The sequence below is a fragment of the Pigmentiphaga daeguensis genome (genome assembly GCF_039523035.1).
In the GTDB taxonomy this organism is placed as follows: domain Bacteria; phylum Pseudomonadota; class Gammaproteobacteria; order Burkholderiales; family Burkholderiaceae_B; genus Pigmentiphaga; species Pigmentiphaga daeguensis.
The window spans coordinates 245,528-261,506 of sequence record NZ_BAAAEN010000004.1 but is presented as its reverse complement, the minus strand read 5'-3'; the positions used below and the strand labels follow the sequence as shown (position 1 = coordinate 261,506).

Sequence of the window (15,979 nt, the reverse complement as noted above, 5' to 3'; positions counted from 1 at the left end):
CGTAATGGGTCAATGCAGCGCGCTGCGTAGTTCGTCCAGCAAGGCGTCCAGTTCGCGCGCATCGGCCGCGACGCCGTAGACATAGCGGTCGGGACGCACCACGGCCGCCGTGCAGCGGTAACGCTCGAACCACGCCCGGCACACGCCTTCGGTCTCGGCCAGGGCACCCAGGTCCAGGGTGGTCATGCCCCACGCCGGCGGAAGGGGCGGCACGGTTCCCGCATGGCGGGCGTCCAGCACCAGCCACCAGCCGTCTCCCGCCGCGTGGTCCAGGCGGACGGTGGCACCCGCCTGCCTGATCCAGGGTTGGGGGAACAGCGTGCCGCGGGCGGGAGTGCCGGCTCGGGCCAACAGTCCTTGCTCCAGCGGCGGAATGACTTCCTGGCGCGGCATGTCGCGTACCGTGCCGCCGCATTCGTCCAGCAGGCGCGCGTCGCGGGCGCGGGCCCGGGCCTCGTCGCGTTCGCAGATCACCGCGCCGATGGCCTTGATGCGCCCGGTCAGGCTGCGCACGTGCTGCTTGCGCTCGATGCCGTAGCTGTCGAGCAGCGCGTCGGCCTGGGCGCCCGTGACCGTCCGCCGCAGCACGGCCGCCAGTTTCCAGTTCAGGTTGGCGACGTCGCGTATGCCCTGGCACATGCCCTGGCCCAGGAAGGGGGGCTGCTGGTGGGCGGCGTCGCCGGCGACGAACACGCGTCCGCGGCGCCAGTCGCGCGCCACCAGCGCGTGGAAACGGTAGCTTGCCTGGCGCCAGAGCTCGCCGTCCTCCGGTGTCAGCCAGCGCGAGAGCAGTTTCCAGGTTGCTTCGGGCTGGGTGACGGCACGGGGATCTTCGTCCGGCTTGAGGGAGATTTCCCAGCGCCGGTGGTTGCCTGGACCGATCACCAGCGTGCACGGCCGGTCGGGCTCGCAATACTGCACGCTGGTGCGGGGCAGCTTGGCCAGTCCGCGTTCGTTGGCCAGGACGTCCACCACCAGCCAGGGTTCGTCGAATTCCAGGTCTTCCAGTTCGATGCCCGCCAGCTCCCGCACCGTGCTGGAGGCGCCATCGCAGCCGATGACGTACTTCGCGCGCAGGCTGGCGCGGCTGCCGTTCGCGTGGGCCACGTCCAGCCTGGCGCCCGAGGCGTCCTGTTCCAGGCCGAGCAGGGTGGTGTCCAGTTCGACGCGCACGTTCGGCAGTTGCTGGACGTGGTCGCGCAGGATGCGTTCCACCGGAGGCTGGGTGAAGACGTTCGAGGGCGTGTAGCCCAGAGGGTAGGGCGGCTCGACCATCGTGAGCCGCTTGATCAGCTGGCCATCCACGCCGAAGTACTCCGATGGCGTGAAGGGTTCCACGTACCGGGAGATGGAATCGACCAGTCCCAGCTGCTGGAAGACCCGCATGATCTCGTGATCGACCGCGATCGCGCGCGGCTTGTCGTAGACGTCGTGCTGCCGGTCGCAGACGTAGACCTTGAATCCCTGGTTGCCCAGCAGTCCGGCGGCGACCGCCCCCGAAGGGCCGAAGCCGACGATGGCGACGTCGTACAGGGGATGCGTGGAGGCGTTCATGCCCGGCCTCCGGATGCGGGGTGTTTCTTCGGGGCGAGACGGGCCATGCCCGCCAGCCGGGCGTGAGGGTGTCGCATGATGGATCCGTGAGTCGGGAAAAGGGTCAGGCCGACGAAGGTACGAAGAACACTTCGCTTTGCGCGGTCTTCAGGCGCGCCGATGGCGGCGGCGAGATGCCCCACTGGTCCACGCGGCCCGGCGGCCATTTCCAGTCATCGGGGCCGCCCGCGACGTAGCCGTCGTCGATCTGTTCCACCTCCGCCGTGTATTCGATCACCTCGCCGAAGGGGCCGATGAAATAGTTGAAGGCGTTGTCGCCGGGGCCGTGGCGGCCCGGGCCCCATTCGATCGCGTAGCCGGCGTCCTTCATCCGGCCCCCGCCGCGCATGACCGACTCCAGGTCCGGCATGACGAAGGCGATGTGGTTCAGCGCGTTGTTGTCGGTGATGCCCACCGCGATCGTGTGATGGTCGGCATTGCAATTCATGAAGGCCATGATGCGGGTGAGATCGGCCAGCCGGAAGTCCAGCGCCTGCTCGAAGAACCGCCGGGTGGCGGCGACGTCGGCGCTGTTCAGGACAGCATGGGCGAGACGCACGGGGCGGTCCGGCACGTCGGCTGCCTGGGCGTGCCGGGCATCGCCGGTCACGACCTGGATCAGCCGGCCATCGGGATCGCGCAGCAGCAGCCCGAGGCCGCCCGCTGGATCGGCCACGGGGCCGATGGGGATTGCCAGCGTTCCGCCCGCTTCGATGCCGGCGCGCGCGACCGCGCGCAAGGCGTCCTCGTCGTGCGCCCGCAGCGTGACGTGGCGGATGGCCGTTCGCGGGCCGCGGTGCAGCGCCAGCAGATGGTGGTCCTGGCCGGTGCCGCGGAAATACAGAGCGTCCGGCTCGCGGGCCACGACGTCCAGGTGCCAGATGCGGGTATAGAAGTCTTCCGCCTTGTCGAGGTCGGGGACTTCCAGGGCCACGCTACGCAGCCCTTGTATGGTGGAAGATGCCATGGGGTGATTGCTCCGTGATGCGTGCCGCGTCAGCCCGCCTGCAAGCCGGCCGCCGTGACGCCGGCGATGCAGATTTCCTCGTCCTCGTCGCCCGTGCCGCCGCTGGCGCCGGCCGCGCCCAGGACGGCGCCCGCGGCATCGCGGATCAGGATGGCGCCGGTCTGCGGCAGGAAGCGTCCTTGCGCGGTGGCCGCCAGCGTGACGAAGAAGTTCGGGTTGTCCTTGGCGCGCTGCGCCAGCGTGCGGCTGGAGGCGTCCATGCCCACCGCGGCCCAGGCCTTGCCGGTGGCAACGTCCACGCGGAACATGCTGGCGCCGTCCTGGCGTTGGGCCGACTTCAGATGGCCGGCGGCGTCCAGCACCACCACGGCCATGGGCTTGTAGCCCTTGCCCGCGGCATGCGCCAGCGCGCCCGCGATGATGGCATTCGCCTGTTCCAGGGTCAGGCCGGGCATGGGAGTCTCCGTTCGTATGAGTGATGCGGGCAGTCTACGGGCCGGAGGAATATCTATCCAGACGATTGGGTGAATAGTTAAAATCCACCCCATGGATATTCGTCATGTGGACCTGAACCTGTTGCGTGTGTTCGACGCCATGCTGGAGCATCGCAGCGTGTCGCGCGCGGCCGAGGCCATCGGCCTGAGCCAGCCGGCCATGAGCGCCGCCGTGGCCCGCCTGCGCACGCTGTTCAACGATGCGCTGTTCGTGCGGACCGGGGCGCAGATGCAGCCCACGCCGCGCGCGCTGGCGCTGGCTCCGGCGGTGCGCCGCGTCATGGAGACGGTCAAGAGCGAGATCCTGCAGGCCCACACCTTCGACCCGGCCACCAGCGAGCGCACCTTCACGCTGATCACGCCCGACATCGGCGAGATCAACTTCGTGCCCAAACTGCTGGCGCGTTTCGTCCAGGCCGGCCCGGGGCTGAACCTGCGCACCCTGGCCATGCCGCGCCACGCCGCGGCCGAGGCGCTGGAGTCGGGCGAGGCCGAACTGGCCATCGGCTATTTTCCCGACCTGCACAAGGCGGGCATGTTCCAGCAGCTGCTGTTCCGCAATCCCTACGTCTGCATCGTGCGCCGCGGCCATCCCGACGTGGGCGATGCGCTCACGCTCAAGCAATACCTGGCCTTGCCGCATGCGGCGGTCAGGCCGGGGCGGGAACACCTGTTCGAGGAATATCTCCAGCGCAAGGGACTGCGGCGCAGGATCCTGCTCGAGACCTCGCATTTCACGAGCCTGCTGCCCATCATCGAAAGCTCGGACCTGATCGCTACCGTGCCGCACGACATGGCCACCGTCTGCGTGCAGCATGCCGACATCCGCATGGTGGACGTGCCGCTGAAGGTCCCCACCATCGAAGTCCACCAGTTCTGGCCGCGCCGCTTCCACAAGGACGCCGGCAACATGTGGCTGCGAGCGCAGGTGCACGAATTGTTCAGAGGGTAGGGCCCCCCCCTACGCGCTGACGCGCGCCCCCCAGGGGGCGATGCGGGTGGACCGGCGGAGCCAGGATCCACCGCATCCTGGGTCTAGTTCCTTTATCTTGGTATGTCACACCGTTGCTACCGCTGGCAGCCAGCGAAGCACAGGTGCTCCAACCCAAGATAAAGGAACTAGACCCAGGAAACCGCGGATCTGGCTTTGCCAGTCCGCCGGTTTCGCCCCCTGGGGGGCGCCCGAAGGGCGTAGGGGGGGGGCCCCCCCTACCCTATTGCAGTTCGCAGGTCGTCGGGCAGGGCGATCGATTTGTGCGTGTCCAGCGAGGTGGTGACCAGGGTTTGGACCGCCGACATCCGTACGACGTCGTCCGTGCCCACGCAGCGCCAGGCCAGCGTGAGCGAGCGGTTGCCTACGCGCGTGACCTCCAGTTCCAGCCACACCTGCTCGCCGAAGCGGCTGATTGCGCGGAAGTCCGATTCGATGTGCACGGTCGGCATGCCCACCCGCCGCTCGCCCACCAGGCCGTGGTAGCCGCCGGGCAGGATCGCGTCTATCCAGCTCTCGACCAGGTCGTTGAACAGGATGAAGTACTGCGGATAGAAGATGATGCCGGCCGGGTCGCAGCGCGAGAAGTGGATCTTGTAGGGGAGCCGGAAGGTGTGCGCGGTTTGCATGGAGAGACGGGCTGGGTTCGTCAGGAAAGGGCGGGCGCGATGGGCTTGTGGAAGCACACGCGATGCTGGCCTGGGCCGGCATGGTCGAGATGGACGGGGACGCCGTCGACGACACCGGTTCCGGGCGCCAGCTCGAAGCCCATGCGCCGGTGGAAGGCGATCGAGCCCCTATTGGCGGGCGAGGTGATGCTGCGCACTTCGCGGCAGCCGCGGGCCCGCACGGTATCGAAGAATCGCTCGTACAGCACCCGCCCCAGGCCCGCGGCGCGCAGCGTGGGGTCGACGCCGACGAAATGGATGTAGGCCACGCCCGCTTCCGATTGCGAGACGAAGCCGATCAGGAAGGCGCGCACTTCCCCGGGCTGGCCGGCGACGAAGCTGGTGTCGCGGAAGTGCTCGAAGAACAGGCGCTGCAACAGGCCGCGCATGGGACGGCCGCCCCACCAGTCGTCGACCACCGAGGCGATGGGTTCGTAGTCGTTGATGGAGAGGGGGCGCAGGGATGGGAGTGTCATGGATGGCTGCAAAGGGATATGCCGATTGTCAGGAGCGCCTCGTGAACACGATACACGAGTTCAAGCCCGGCCCATGCCTAGGCCGTGGTTGCGTGCGCATGCCGTTTGATCCAGGACATCCGCATCACATCAAAATTATGTCGTACTGCTCCTGGCTATAAATACCCTCGACCTGCAGCGAGATCGGCTTGCCGATGAAATCGCCCAGCGCCGCCAGGTTCTGGCTTTCCTCTTCCAGGAACAGGTCCACCACTGCCTGGGCGGCCAGGATGCGGAATTCCTTGGGGTTGAACTGCCGCGCCTCGCGCAGGATCTCGCGCAGGATCTCGTAGCACAGCGTGCGCGCGGTCTTGACCTGGCCCCGGCCCTGGCAGGTGGGGCAGGATTCGCACAGCACGTGGCTGAGCGATTCGCGCGTGCGCTTGCGCGTCATCTCGACCAGTCCCAGCTGGGTGAAGCCGTTGAGCGTGATGCGCGTGCGGTCGCGCGCCAGCGCCTTGCGCAGTTCGCCCAGCACCGCCTCGCGGTGTTCCAGGTTCTCCATGTCGATGAAGTCGAGGATGACGATGCCGCCCAGGTTGCGCAGCCGCAACTGGCGCGCGATGGCCTGCGCCGCCTCGAGATTGGTCTTGAAGATGGTGTCGTCGAAGTTGCGTCCGCCGACGAAACCGCCCGTGTTGACGTCGATGGTGGTCAGCGCCTCGGTCTGGTCGATGATGAGGTAGCCGCCCGATTTCAGCTCGACCCGGCGCGACAGGCCCCGGTTGATTTCCTCGTCGACGTTGTAGAGGTCGAACAGCGGGCGTTCGCCGGTGTAGTGCATGACCTTGTCGATGACCGAGGGCGTGAACTCCCGCGCCCAGGCCAGCAGCCGGGTGAAGCTGCTGCGCGAATCGATCTGGATGGAGGCCGTCTCGGTGCTGACCACGTCGCGCAGCACCCGCTGCGCGAGGTTGAGGTCTTCGTGCAGCAGCCACGGCGCCCCCTTGGTGCGGGCCTGCTGCTGCATGATGGCCCACAGCTTGCCCAGGTAGGCGATGTCGGCCGCGAGTTCCTCGTCGGAAGCATCCTCGGCCTGGGTGCGCACGATGTAGCCGCCTTTCTCCTCGGCCGGCACCAGGCGCTGGACCCGGTCGCGCAACTGGTTGCGCTCGGCCTCGGATTCGATGCGCTGCGAGATGCCGATGTGGGGATCGTAGGGCAGGTAGACCAGCATGCGGCCGGCCACGCTGATCTGGGTGGACAGGCGGGCGCCCTTGGTGCCGATGGGGTCCTTGATGACCTGCACCATCAGGGTCTGGCCCTCGAACAGCAGTTTCTCGATGGGCGTGGCGGGGTGGCCGCCGTGGGCGCGCTCCTGGCGGCTTTCGCGGATGTCGGCGATGTGCAGGAAGGCGGCGCGGCCCAGGCCGATGTCGATGAAGGCGCTTTGCATGCCCGGCAGCACGCGCGCGACGCGGCCGAGGTAGATGTTGCCGACGTAGCCCTTTTGCGAGGTGCGCTCGATGTGGAGTTCCTGGACGGCTCCCTGCTGGATGACGGCGACCCGGGTTTCGTAGGGGGATACGTTGATGAGAATGTCTTCGGTCATGGAATGTGCCGGTGGCGTGCGCGACTATCCGCAGCTTACCGCGAGTCGGGTGCCGGCGGGGCCGGGATCAGGGCAGGACGATGCCGGCCAGCCCCAGCAGGCGCGCCGTCTCGTACAGCGGCAGGCCCATCACGCCGGTGAAGCTGCCGGCGATGTGCTGCACGAATACGCCGCCCAGGCCTTGTATGCCGTAGGCGCCGGCCTTGTCGTAGGGTTCGCCGGTGTCGCAATAGCGCGCGATGTCGCGCGGCGTCAGTTCGCGAAAGCGCACGCGGGTGATCGAGACGTCTTCGTGCAGCGCGCCGCGATGGACCAGCGCGAGGGCCGTGTGCACCTCGTGCTCGGACCCCGACAGCCGGGCCAGGATGCGCTGGGCATCGTCCCGGTCGACCGGCTTGCCCAGCACCTCGCCGTCCAGGATGACGGTCGTGTCCGCCGCCAGGATGGGGCGCTCGGCCAGCTTGCGCTGCTTCAGCAGTTCGGCGCCGGTCAGCGCTTTTTCGCGGGCCGTGCGGCGCACGTAGTCGGCGGCGGGTTCGCCCGGTAGCTGCGGCTCGTCGGGACCGTTCGAGGGCGGCGGCAGCAGCAATTCGTGCTCGACGCCCAGTTGCGCCAGGAGTTCCCGGCGGCGCGGGCTGCGCGAGGCGAGGTAGATGGGAGGCATGTCAGCGCCCCATGGCGCGATGCGCCTTTCGTGACGGATGAAGCGGGTGCTGGTTGGTCCAGGACGCCGCGGATCCGGCTTTGCCGGTCCGCCAGCGTCGCCCCCTTGAGGGGGCCCGCGTAAGCGGGTAGGGGGTGGGTTTCATCCTAGCCGCCTCGATGATAGGGGTGGTTGGCCAGGATGGACCAGGCCCGGTACAGTTGCTCGGCCAGCAGCACGCGCACCATGCCATGCGGCAGCGTCAGGCTGGACAGCCGCAGCATGCCGTGGCAGCGGCGCTTCAGGTCGGGGTCGAGCCCGTCGGGCCCGCCTATCAGCAGGGCGACGTCCTGGCCGTCGTCGCGCCATTGCTGCATCTGTTTGGACAGGTCCATCGTGGTCAGGTCGCGGCCCCGCTCGTCCAGGGCCAGCCAGCGTCCGCCGGCGGGCAGGGCGGCTTCGATGCGCCGGGCTTCCAGCGCCTGCATCTGCGCGGCGGTCTTGCCCGTGGTGCGCGGCTCCGGCCGCACCTCGCGCAGTTCGATCGGCAGGTCGGGCGGCATGCGCTTGGCATAGTCCGCATAGGCCTCGTCCACCCAGCCCGGCATGCGATGCCCCACGGCGATGATGATGAGCTTCATGCCCCAAGCCTCGTTAGTCAGATGTCCAGACCCAGGATGCGGTGGATCCGGCTTTGCCGGTCCACTCGCATCGCCCCCTGGGGGGCGCGCGTCAGCGCGTAGGGGGGGGACTCAACTTCACCCGGACGGGCTTGCCGCCCCAGACCTCTTCCAGGTTGTAGTACTGGCGGATGGCCGGCTGCATGATATGGACGACGATGTCGCCCAGGTCCACCAGCACCCACTCGCCGGTTTCCTCGCCTTCGGTGGCGATGACCTCGCCGCCCAGGGCCTTGATCTTCTCGCTCACGCTGGAAGCCAGGGCCCGGGTCTGCCGGTTCGAGGTGCCGCTCGCGATGACGACGCGGTCGAACAGGCTGGTCAGGTGGGTGGTGTTCAGCACCGTGATGTTCTGCGCCTTGACGTCCTCGAGGGCATCGACGACGGCGCGTTGTAGTTTGCGTATGTCCATATTCAGGCCTGATACAGGCGATGCTGGGTGATGTACCGAAGTACGGCGGGGGGAACGAGGCCGTCGACCGATTCGCCGCGGGCCAGCCGTTGCCGGATGCCGGAGCTGGATATCGCCATCTCGGGCATGGGCAGCCGGTGCAGGGTGCGCCCGTGCCGCGCCAGTTCCGCGTGCAGCGCAGCGGGCGGCTCGGGCTCGTTGCCAGGGCGGCCGGCCACCGCGAGATCGGCCAGCGCGACGATGCCCTGCCATTCATTCCAGGTACAGAAATTCGCCAATTGGTCCGCGCCCAGGATCCAGACGTAGCGAGCGTCTCCAGCAACCGGCGTGCCCGTGCCGCCCGCCAGGGCGCGCAGGGTATCGATGGTGTAGCTGGGACCGCCGCGATCGATCTCGATCCGGTTCAGGGCCAGACCGGGCTGGCCGGCGATGGCCAGCGCGACCATCTGCGCGCGCTGTTCGGCCGTGGCGGCCAGGGGCTGGCGCTGCCACGGCGCGGCCGCGGGTATGAGCTGGACCGAGGCTGCGCCCAGGTGGGCGAGCGCCGTGCGGGCCAGCGTCAGGTGCGCTTCGTGGATGGGGTCGAAGCTGCCCCCCAGAAGACCGATGCGAGGTGTCGTGGAGGCGCTCAAACCCAGTCCCGGGGGGGCAGCAGTTCGTAGAGGCGGGCCTCGGGCGAACCGGGTTCGGGGTGCCAGTCGTAGCGCCATTGCGCCAGCGGCGGCATGGACATCAGGATGGACTCCGTGCGCCCGCCCGATTGCAGGCCGAACAGCGTGCCGCGGTCGAAGACCAGGTTGAACTCGACGTAGCGTCCGCGGCGGTAGGCCTGGAAGTCGCGTTCGCGTTCGCCGTAGGGCAGGGCCAGGCGCCGGCGCACGATGGGCAGGTAGGCATCCAGGAAGGCATCGCCCACCGAACGGGTGGCGGCGAAGGCATGGTCGAAGCCGCCTTCGTTGAAGTCGTCGAAGAAGATGCCGCCCAGGCCCCGGGCTTCCTTGCGGTGCTTGAGGTAGAAGTACTCGTCGCACCACTTCTTGAAGCGCGGATGGAGATCGGCGCCGCTGGGGTCGAGCGCGGCCTTGCACGCGCGGTGGAAATGGACCGCGTCTTCCTCGAAGGGGTAGTACGGGGTCAGGTCCATGCCGCCGCCGAACCAGAACACGTCATCGTCGTCCGATGCATGGACGGACTTGGCAATGAACACCCGCACGTTCATGTGCACCGTGGGCACGTAGGGATTGCGCGGGTGGATCACCAGCGAGACGCCCATGGCTTCCCAGGGGCGTCCGGCCAGCTCGGGGCGGTGGGCGCTGGCCGAGGGCGGCAGCGTGGCGCCGGTCACGTGGCTGAACAGCACGCCGCCGCGTTCGAACACCCGGCCTCCCTCGATCAGCCGGGAGACGCCGCCCCCGCCTTCGGCCCGCTCCCAGGCGTCCGAACGGAAGGGGCCGCCTTCGATTTCCTCCAGGGCCTGGACGATGCGGGACTGCAGGCCGGTGAAATAGGCGCGGGTCAGCGCGGTGTCTATCTTCATGCCGTGCCGGGCTCCGCGGGGGCGTTGCGGCGCGTGATGGCGCGCCAGCCGATGTCGCGGCGGTACTGCGCGCCGTCGAACTGGATGGACTGCAGCACGTCGTAGGCGCGCTGCTGCGCCAGCCGGGCGGAGTCGCCCAGCGCCGTGACGCACAGCACCCGGCCGCCGCTGGTCCGGACCTCGCCGCCGCTTTCGGTGGTGCCGGCATGGAACACCATGCTGTCGGGCGTCTCGGCGGGCAGGCCGCGGATGACGTCGCCGGTGCGCGGGGTATCGGGATAGTTGTGGGCGGCCATGACCACGCCCAGCGCGGTGCGGCGGTCCCAGTCGATGTTGGCCTGGTCCAGCGTGCCGGCCACCGCGTGCTCGAAGACTTCCAGCAGGTCGCTCTTGACGCGCATCATGATGGGCTGCGTCTCCGGATCGCCCATGCGGCAGTTGAATTCCAGCACCTTGATGCCGTTCGGGCCGATCATCAGGCCGGCGTACAGGAAGCCGGTGAACGGAATGCCGTCCTTGGCCATGCCCTGGATGGTGGGCCAAATGACCTCGCGCATGATGCGGCCATGCAGCTCGGGCGTGACCACGGGGGCGGGCGAGTAGGCGCCCATGCCGCCGGTGTTGGGGCCTTCGTCGTTGTCCTTGAGGCGCTTGTGGTCCTGGCTGGTGGCCAGCGGCAGCACGTGCTTGCCGTCGCACAGCACGATGAAGCTGGCTTCCTCGCCCTCGAGGCATTCCTCGATCACCACGCGGGCGCCCGCCTGGCCCAGCTTGCCGTCGCCCAGCATGGCGTCGACCGCGGCGTGGGCTTCCTGGACCGAGGCGGCGACCACCACGCCCTTGCCGGCGGCCAGGCCGTCGGCCTTGATGACGATGGGCGCGCCTTCCTGGTCGATGTAGGCGTGCGCCTGCGCCGGGTCGGTGAAGGTCTGGTACTTGGCGGTGGGAATGCCGTGCCGGACCATGAAGGCCTTGGCGAAGTCCTTGGAGCTTTCCAGCTGCGCGGCGGCCTTGGTGGGACCGAAGATCTTCAGGCCGCGCGCGCGGAAGATGTCCACCACGCCGGCCGCGAGCGGGGCCTCGGGACCGACAACGGTCAGGCCTATGCCTTCCTTTTCGACGAAGTCGGCCAGTTGCGTCGGGTCGGTGAGGGAGATGTTCTGCAGGTGCGAGGTCAGGGCCGTGCCGCCGTTGCCGGGGGCGACGAACACCTTCTGGGTCTTCGCGGCTTTGGCCAGTTGCCAGGCCAGGGCGTGTTCGCGGCCGCCGGAGCCGATGACGAGAAGCTTCATGTGGGTGACTCGTCCATGACCGCGGTGGTGTAGACCTCCTGGACGTCGTCCAGGGATTCCAGCACGTCCAGCAATTTCTGCATTTTCTCGGCGTCCTCGCCGGACAGGGCCGTTTCGTTGAGCGCCTTCATCACGATGCCGTCCATCTCGGCCTTCATGCCGGCGCCGTCGAAGGCCTGCTTGACGGCGACGTAGTCGGTGGGGGCACAGATGACCTCGATCACGCCTTCGTCGTCGGTGATGACGTCTTCGGCGCCGGCATCCAGCGCCAGTTCCATGACCTTGTCCTCGGGCGTCCCGGGGGCGAACAGGAACTGGCCGCAGTGCTTGAACATGAAGGCGACCGAGCCTTCCTGGCCCAGGTTGCCGCCGTGCTTGGCGAAGGCGTGGCGGACCTCGGCCACGGTGCGCGTGCGGTTGTCGGTCATGCAGTCGACGATGACGGCCGCTCCGCCGATGCCATAGCCTTCGTAGCGGACTTCCTCGTAGTTGTCGCCGTCGGCTCCGCCGGCGCCGCGCGCGATGGCCCGCTGGATGGTGTCCTTGGGCATGTTGGCGTCGGTCGCCTTGTCCCACGCCAGGCGCAGGCGGGGGTTGGTGTCGGGGTCGGCGCCGCCGGCGCGGGCGGCCACGGTGACTTCACGTATCAGTTTGGTCCACAGCTTCCCGCGCTTGGCGTCTTGGCGCCCTTTGCGGTGCTGGATATTGGCCCATTTGCTATGTCCGGCCATGGAAATCGCTTGTGTCGTAACGATGAAAGGGGCATTTTAGCTTGACCGGCAGGTGGCGGCTCCCGGAGGAAGGTCCACTTGCTGCCAATACCACAGACCGCGCACCATCCCAGCCCTGCGAAAGCTCCCGAACCGGGGCGCGGAGCCAGGCCCGGCGCGGCTTTTGACAAGAGCGGGGCCTTGCGCACAGAATCCCCGCAACCCCGCCGCCCAGTTTGACCAACGGAACCATCATGGCCGCTCCCATTCTCCTTGCCAAGAACGCCAAAACCGAGCTTTTCCTGCTGCCGGGCATGGCCAACCGCCACGGCTGCATCACCGGCGCGACCGGCACCGGCAAGACGGTCACCCTGCAGGTCATGGCCGAAGCCTTCTCGCGCCAGGGCGTGCCGGTGTTCATGGCCGACGTCAAGGGCGACCTGACCGGGATTTCCCAGGCCGGCGCGCCCACGCCCAAGCTGCAGGAGCGGCTCAAGTCGCTGGGGCTGGACGAGCTGGCCTGGGGCGCGAGCCCGGCCACGCTGTGGGACGTCTTCGGCGAGCAGGGGCATCCGGTGCGGGCCACGGTGTCCGACATGGGGCCGCTGCTGCTGGGCCGCATGCTGAACCTGAACGACACCCAGTCCGGCGTGCTGACCATGGTGTTCCGCATCGCCGACGACAACGGCCTGCTGCTGCTGGACCTGAAGGACCTGCGCGCGATGCTCCAGTACGTGGGCGACAACGCCGCCCAGTTCAAGACCAGCTACGGCAACGTCTCGGCCGCCTCGGTGGGCGCGATCCAGCGCGGCCTGCTGGCGCTCGAGGCGCAGGGCGGCGACCGCTTCTTCGGCGAACCCATGCTGAACATCGACGACCTGATGCAGACGGACGCCCAGGGGCGCGGCGTGGTCAACATCCTGGCCGCCGACAAGCTGATGCAGTCGCCCACGCTGTACGCGACCTTCCTGTTGTGGATGCTGTCCACGCTGTTCGAGCACCTGCCCGAGGCCGGCGACACCGACAAGCCGAAGTTCGTGTTCTTCTTCGACGAGGCGCACCTGTTGTTCAACGACGCGCCCAAGGCGCTGCTGGACAAGATCGAGCAGGTGGTCCGGCTGATCCGTTCCAAGGCCGTGGGCGTCTATTTCTGCACCCAGAACCCGCTGGACATCCCCGAGACGGTGCTGGGCCAGCTCGGCAACCGCGTGCAGCACGCGCTGCGGGCCTTCACGCCGCGCGACCAGAAGGCGGTGAAGTCGGCGGCCGACACCATGCGGCCCAATCCGGGCCTGGACATCGCCGCCGCCATCACCGAGCTGGGCGTGGGCGAGGCGCTGGTCTCGCTGCTGGACGAAAAGGGCCGGCCGGGACCGACCGAGCGCGCCTACGTGGTCGCGCCGGGCAGCCGGATCGGCCCGGCCACCGACGCCGAGCGGCAGGCGCTGCGCCAGTCGTCGCTGGTGGCGGGGATCTATGAAAAGGCCGTCGACCGGGAATCGGCCTATGAAATCCTGGTTGCCCGCGCGGGGGGCGGCACGGCCGCCTCGGGCGGCGCCGCGGCCCCGGCCCAGCCTGGCCAGCAGCCGGCGTCCGAGGGCGGCCTGGCCGATGGCCTGCGCGACATCCTGTTCGGTTCCACCGGCCCCCGGGGCGGCCGCCGCGAAGGCGTGCTGGAGTCGGCCGCCCGCAGCGCCGTGCGCTCGATGGGCACCCAGCTCGCGCGCGACCTGACCCGCGGGCTGCTCGGTTCGCTGCTGGGCAAGCGGCGCTGATACCGGCCGCGCATGGCGCGGCCATGAAGCCCCTGTCGCCAGCAGGGACTATAAGTGGGTCTATTACTGCATTGACAACCATTGCCTATGCAGCAATAATGCCGGCATGGCAGATTCCACCTCGTCCCCCCGCATTTCTCCGGAGCTGGCCGACCTGATTCGGCGCTACGACCCGGAAGAAAGCGTGGGCTACCTGATCAAGCAGGCCCATTTGTCGCTGCAGCGCGCCGTCGATGCCGAAATGACGGCGCTCGACCTGACGGCCATGCAATGGGGTCCGCTGATGTTGCTCGCCATGGGGCGGGGGGAAACGGCGGCCGAACTCGCGCGCAGCGCCTGTTCGGACACCGGCGCCATGACGCGCATGCTCGACCGCCTCGAATCCAAGGGATTGATACGGCGGGTGCGCAGCGCGGAAGACCGCCGGGTCATCAAGCTGGAGCTGACGGAAGAGGGCGTGCGCGCCACCGAGCAGGTTCCGCAGCGCCTGCACGACGCGGTCGATCTGCACACCCGCGACTTTTCCGAACAGGAAGTCCAGCAATTGAAGTCCTTGCTGCGCCGCATGGCGGCCAACGGCGCCCAGCGCGGCTGAGGCCGGGCCATCGGGGCGCGGCCCTTGTTTCGTTTTTATGACTGCCTAAGCAGTAATAGGCAAGGCAACTAAATTCAGCGGATCGTAAGCTTCCATGAAAAAAATCTTGCTAGTGCCCCTGGTCGCCGCCCTGGCCGCGTGCGCCGGCATGGACCGGGACGGCGCCTCGCACGCCCGCCTGGTCGATGCGCCCACGCTGGGCATGGCGCAGGCCGACGTCAGGTGGCCTGTGCAGCAGTGGTGGCATCGCTACGGCGATGCGCAACTGGACGGCCTGGTCGATGAGGCCATCGCGGGCAGCCCGTCCATCGTCATCGCCCAGGCCCGCCTGGCGCGCGCCGAGGCAGCCGTGGGCAACGCCCGCGCGAACGGCCTGCCCCAGGTCGACGGTACCTTCACCGCCACCCGCCAGCGCTATACCGAGCATGGCGCCATCCCGGCGCCGCTGGCCGGCGGCGTGCGCACCGATTCGCGGCTGGCGCTGAACGTGAGTTATGAACTGGACTTCTGGAACAAGAACGGCTCGCTGCTGAAGGCCGCGGTGTCCGAAAGCCGGGCGGCGCAGGCGGAGAACCAGGCGGCGGTGGGCATCCTGGCCAGCGCGGTGGGATCGGCCTACTTCAACCTGCAGCGTCTGTTCGCTCAGCGCGATGTGCTCCTGGCCGCCATCGGGCAGCGCGAGGGCGTGGCCGACCTGACCCGCCAGCGCTATGCCTCGGGGCTGGATACGCAGGTGGAGGTCAAGCAGGCCGACTCGGCGCTGGCCGAAGCCCGTACGCAACTGGCGCAGGTCGACGAGAGCATCGCCCTGCAGCGCAACGAACTGGCCGCGCTGGCGGGGGCCGGCCCGGAGCGCGGCGCGGCCATCCGGCCGGTGCCGCTGGTGTCGCCCGGCACCGAGGTGCCGGCCAGCATACCGCTGTCGCTGCTGGGCCGGCGCGCCGACATCGTCGCTGCCCGGTGGCGGGTCGAGTCCGCCCAGCGCAACGTCGACGCGGCCAAGGCCATGTTCTATCCCGACGTCAACCTGGCCGGCTTCGTCGGCACGTCGGCACTGGGGCTGTCCAATCTGTTCAAGTCCGGCAGCCAGATCATCGGCGTCGGCCCGGCCATCACCCTGCCGATCTTCGAGGGCGGGCGGCTCAATGCCAACCTGAAGGGCCGGGCGGCGGACACCGATCTGGCCATCGCGTCCTACAACCAGACCGTGCTGCATGCCGTCAACGAAGTGGCCGACACGCTGGCGTCGATCCGCGCGCTGGACCGCGAGAGCGGCGAGCAGCGCAAGGCCCGCGAGGCCATCGAGCAGGCCTACGAGCTGGCGGTCAAGCGCTATCGCGCCGGCCTGGGCAACTACCTGAGCGTGCTGACCGCGCAGAGCGCGGTGCTGACGCAGACCCGGCTGGATACCGATCTGAAGGCCCGCGCTCTGACGCTGGACGTCGCGCTGGCCAAGGCGCTGGGCGGCGGCGCGGAACTGCCCGCCGGCCCGGCCGAGCCGGTCGCCGCCGCGCGCTAGCCGAACGAGTCGAACACCTGTTCATGCCGCGCGCAG

General features: G+C 68.6%; 17 protein-coding genes. 4 read left to right on the top strand and 13 right to left on the bottom strand.

The window, feature by feature from the left end:
- Nucleotides 1–9: 9 nt before the first annotated feature.
- The 3 genes from ABD104_RS07945 to ABD104_RS07935 form a co-directional block, all read right to left on the bottom strand.
- Nucleotides 10–1,554, bottom strand: a complete 1,545-nt coding sequence (locus tag ABD104_RS07945) for a bifunctional 3-(3-hydroxy-phenyl)propionate/3-hydroxycinnamic acid hydroxylase (RefSeq protein WP_279813736.1) — start codon at nt 1,552–1,554, stop codon at nt 10–12.
- 103 nt (nt 1,555–1,657) lie between these two features.
- Entirely contained in the window at nt 1,658–2,560 is a 903-nt protein-coding gene (locus ABD104_RS07940; protein WP_343927342.1) for a VOC family protein, read from the bottom strand.
- Between the two features lie 29 nt (nt 2,561–2,589).
- Nucleotides 2,590–3,015: a GlcG/HbpS family heme-binding protein gene (locus ABD104_RS07935; protein WP_132980383.1), complete on the bottom strand. Its 426-nt coding sequence runs from the start codon at nt 3,013–3,015 to the stop codon at nt 2,590–2,592.
- Between the two features lie 91 nt (nt 3,016–3,106).
- On the opposite strand from ABD104_RS07935, the gene ABD104_RS07930 reads away from it, so the two are divergent.
- Nucleotides 3,107–4,006, top strand: a complete 900-nt coding sequence (locus ABD104_RS07930) for a LysR family transcriptional regulator (protein ID WP_087841009.1) — start codon at nt 3,107–3,109, stop codon at nt 4,004–4,006.
- A gap of 257 nt (nt 4,007–4,263) precedes the next feature.
- Here ABD104_RS07930 and ABD104_RS07925 read toward each other — a convergent pair whose 3' ends face one another.
- The 10 genes from ABD104_RS07925 to ABD104_RS07880 form a co-directional block, all read right to left on the bottom strand.
- Nucleotides 4,264–4,674 (bottom strand): acyl-CoA thioesterase, encoded by a 411-nt coding sequence (locus tag ABD104_RS07925; protein WP_087841010.1) that lies wholly within the window; start codon nt 4,672–4,674, stop codon nt 4,264–4,266.
- Nucleotides 4,675–4,694: 20 nt separating this feature from the next.
- Nucleotides 4,695–5,189: a GNAT family N-acetyltransferase gene (locus tag ABD104_RS07920; protein WP_343927341.1), complete on the bottom strand. Its 495-nt coding sequence runs from the start codon at nt 5,187–5,189 to the stop codon at nt 4,695–4,697.
- Between the two features lie 124 nt (nt 5,190–5,313).
- Complete coding sequence (gene rng, locus ABD104_RS07915) at nt 5,314–6,780, bottom strand: ribonuclease G (RefSeq protein ID WP_087841012.1); 1,467 nt, start codon at nt 6,778–6,780, stop codon at nt 5,314–5,316.
- Between the two features lie 67 nt (nt 6,781–6,847).
- A complete protein-coding gene (locus ABD104_RS07910; protein ID WP_132980384.1) occupies nt 6,848–7,444 on the bottom strand; it encodes a Maf family protein in 597 nt (198 codons plus the stop codon).
- A 146-nt stretch (nt 7,445–7,590) separates the two neighbouring features.
- Nucleotides 7,591–8,064: a 23S rRNA (pseudouridine(1915)-N(3))-methyltransferase RlmH gene (gene rlmH, locus ABD104_RS07905; protein WP_087841014.1), complete on the bottom strand. Its 474-nt coding sequence runs from the start codon at nt 8,062–8,064 to the stop codon at nt 7,591–7,593.
- 91 nt (nt 8,065–8,155) lie between these two features.
- Nucleotides 8,156–8,515 (bottom strand): ribosome silencing factor, encoded by a 360-nt coding sequence (gene rsfS, locus ABD104_RS07900; RefSeq protein WP_087841015.1) that lies wholly within the window; start codon nt 8,513–8,515, stop codon nt 8,156–8,158.
- A 2-nt stretch (nt 8,516–8,517) separates the two neighbouring features.
- Complete coding sequence (nadD, locus tag ABD104_RS07895; protein ID WP_254914665.1) at nt 8,518–9,147, bottom strand: nicotinate (nicotinamide) nucleotide adenylyltransferase; 630 nt, start codon at nt 9,145–9,147, stop codon at nt 8,518–8,520.
- Nucleotides 9,144–10,052 (bottom strand): oxygen-dependent coproporphyrinogen oxidase, encoded by a 909-nt coding sequence (gene hemF / locus ABD104_RS07890; protein ID WP_087841017.1) that lies wholly within the window; start codon nt 10,050–10,052, stop codon nt 9,144–9,146. Before hemF ends, nadD begins: the two co-directional genes overlap by 4 nt.
- Complete coding sequence (gene purD, locus ABD104_RS07885) at nt 10,049–11,344, bottom strand: phosphoribosylamine--glycine ligase (protein WP_132980386.1); 1,296 nt, start codon at nt 11,342–11,344, stop codon at nt 10,049–10,051. The genes hemF and purD overlap by 4 nt, the downstream gene beginning before the upstream one ends.
- Nucleotides 11,341–12,075: a YebC/PmpR family DNA-binding transcriptional regulator gene (locus ABD104_RS07880; protein ID WP_132980387.1), complete on the bottom strand. Its 735-nt coding sequence runs from the start codon at nt 12,073–12,075 to the stop codon at nt 11,341–11,343. The genes purD and ABD104_RS07880 overlap by 4 nt, the downstream gene beginning before the upstream one ends.
- 233 nt (nt 12,076–12,308) lie before the next feature.
- Between ABD104_RS07880 and ABD104_RS07875 the strand changes: the two genes are divergently transcribed.
- From ABD104_RS07875 to ABD104_RS07865, 3 genes are all read left to right on the top strand, one after another.
- The gene (locus ABD104_RS07875; protein ID WP_343927340.1) at nt 12,309–13,829 is read left to right on the top strand and encodes a helicase HerA-like domain-containing protein; all 1,521 of its coding nucleotides are present in this window, start codon (nt 12,309–12,311) and stop codon (nt 13,827–13,829) included.
- A 106-nt stretch (nt 13,830–13,935) separates the two neighbouring features.
- Complete coding sequence (locus tag ABD104_RS07870) at nt 13,936–14,424, top strand: MarR family winged helix-turn-helix transcriptional regulator (RefSeq protein ID WP_087841021.1); 489 nt, start codon at nt 13,936–13,938, stop codon at nt 14,422–14,424.
- Between the two features lie 94 nt (nt 14,425–14,518).
- A complete protein-coding gene (locus ABD104_RS07865; protein WP_087841022.1) occupies nt 14,519–15,943 on the top strand; it encodes an efflux transporter outer membrane subunit in 1,425 nt (474 codons plus the stop codon).
- Nucleotides 15,944–15,979: the final 36 nt, after the last annotated feature.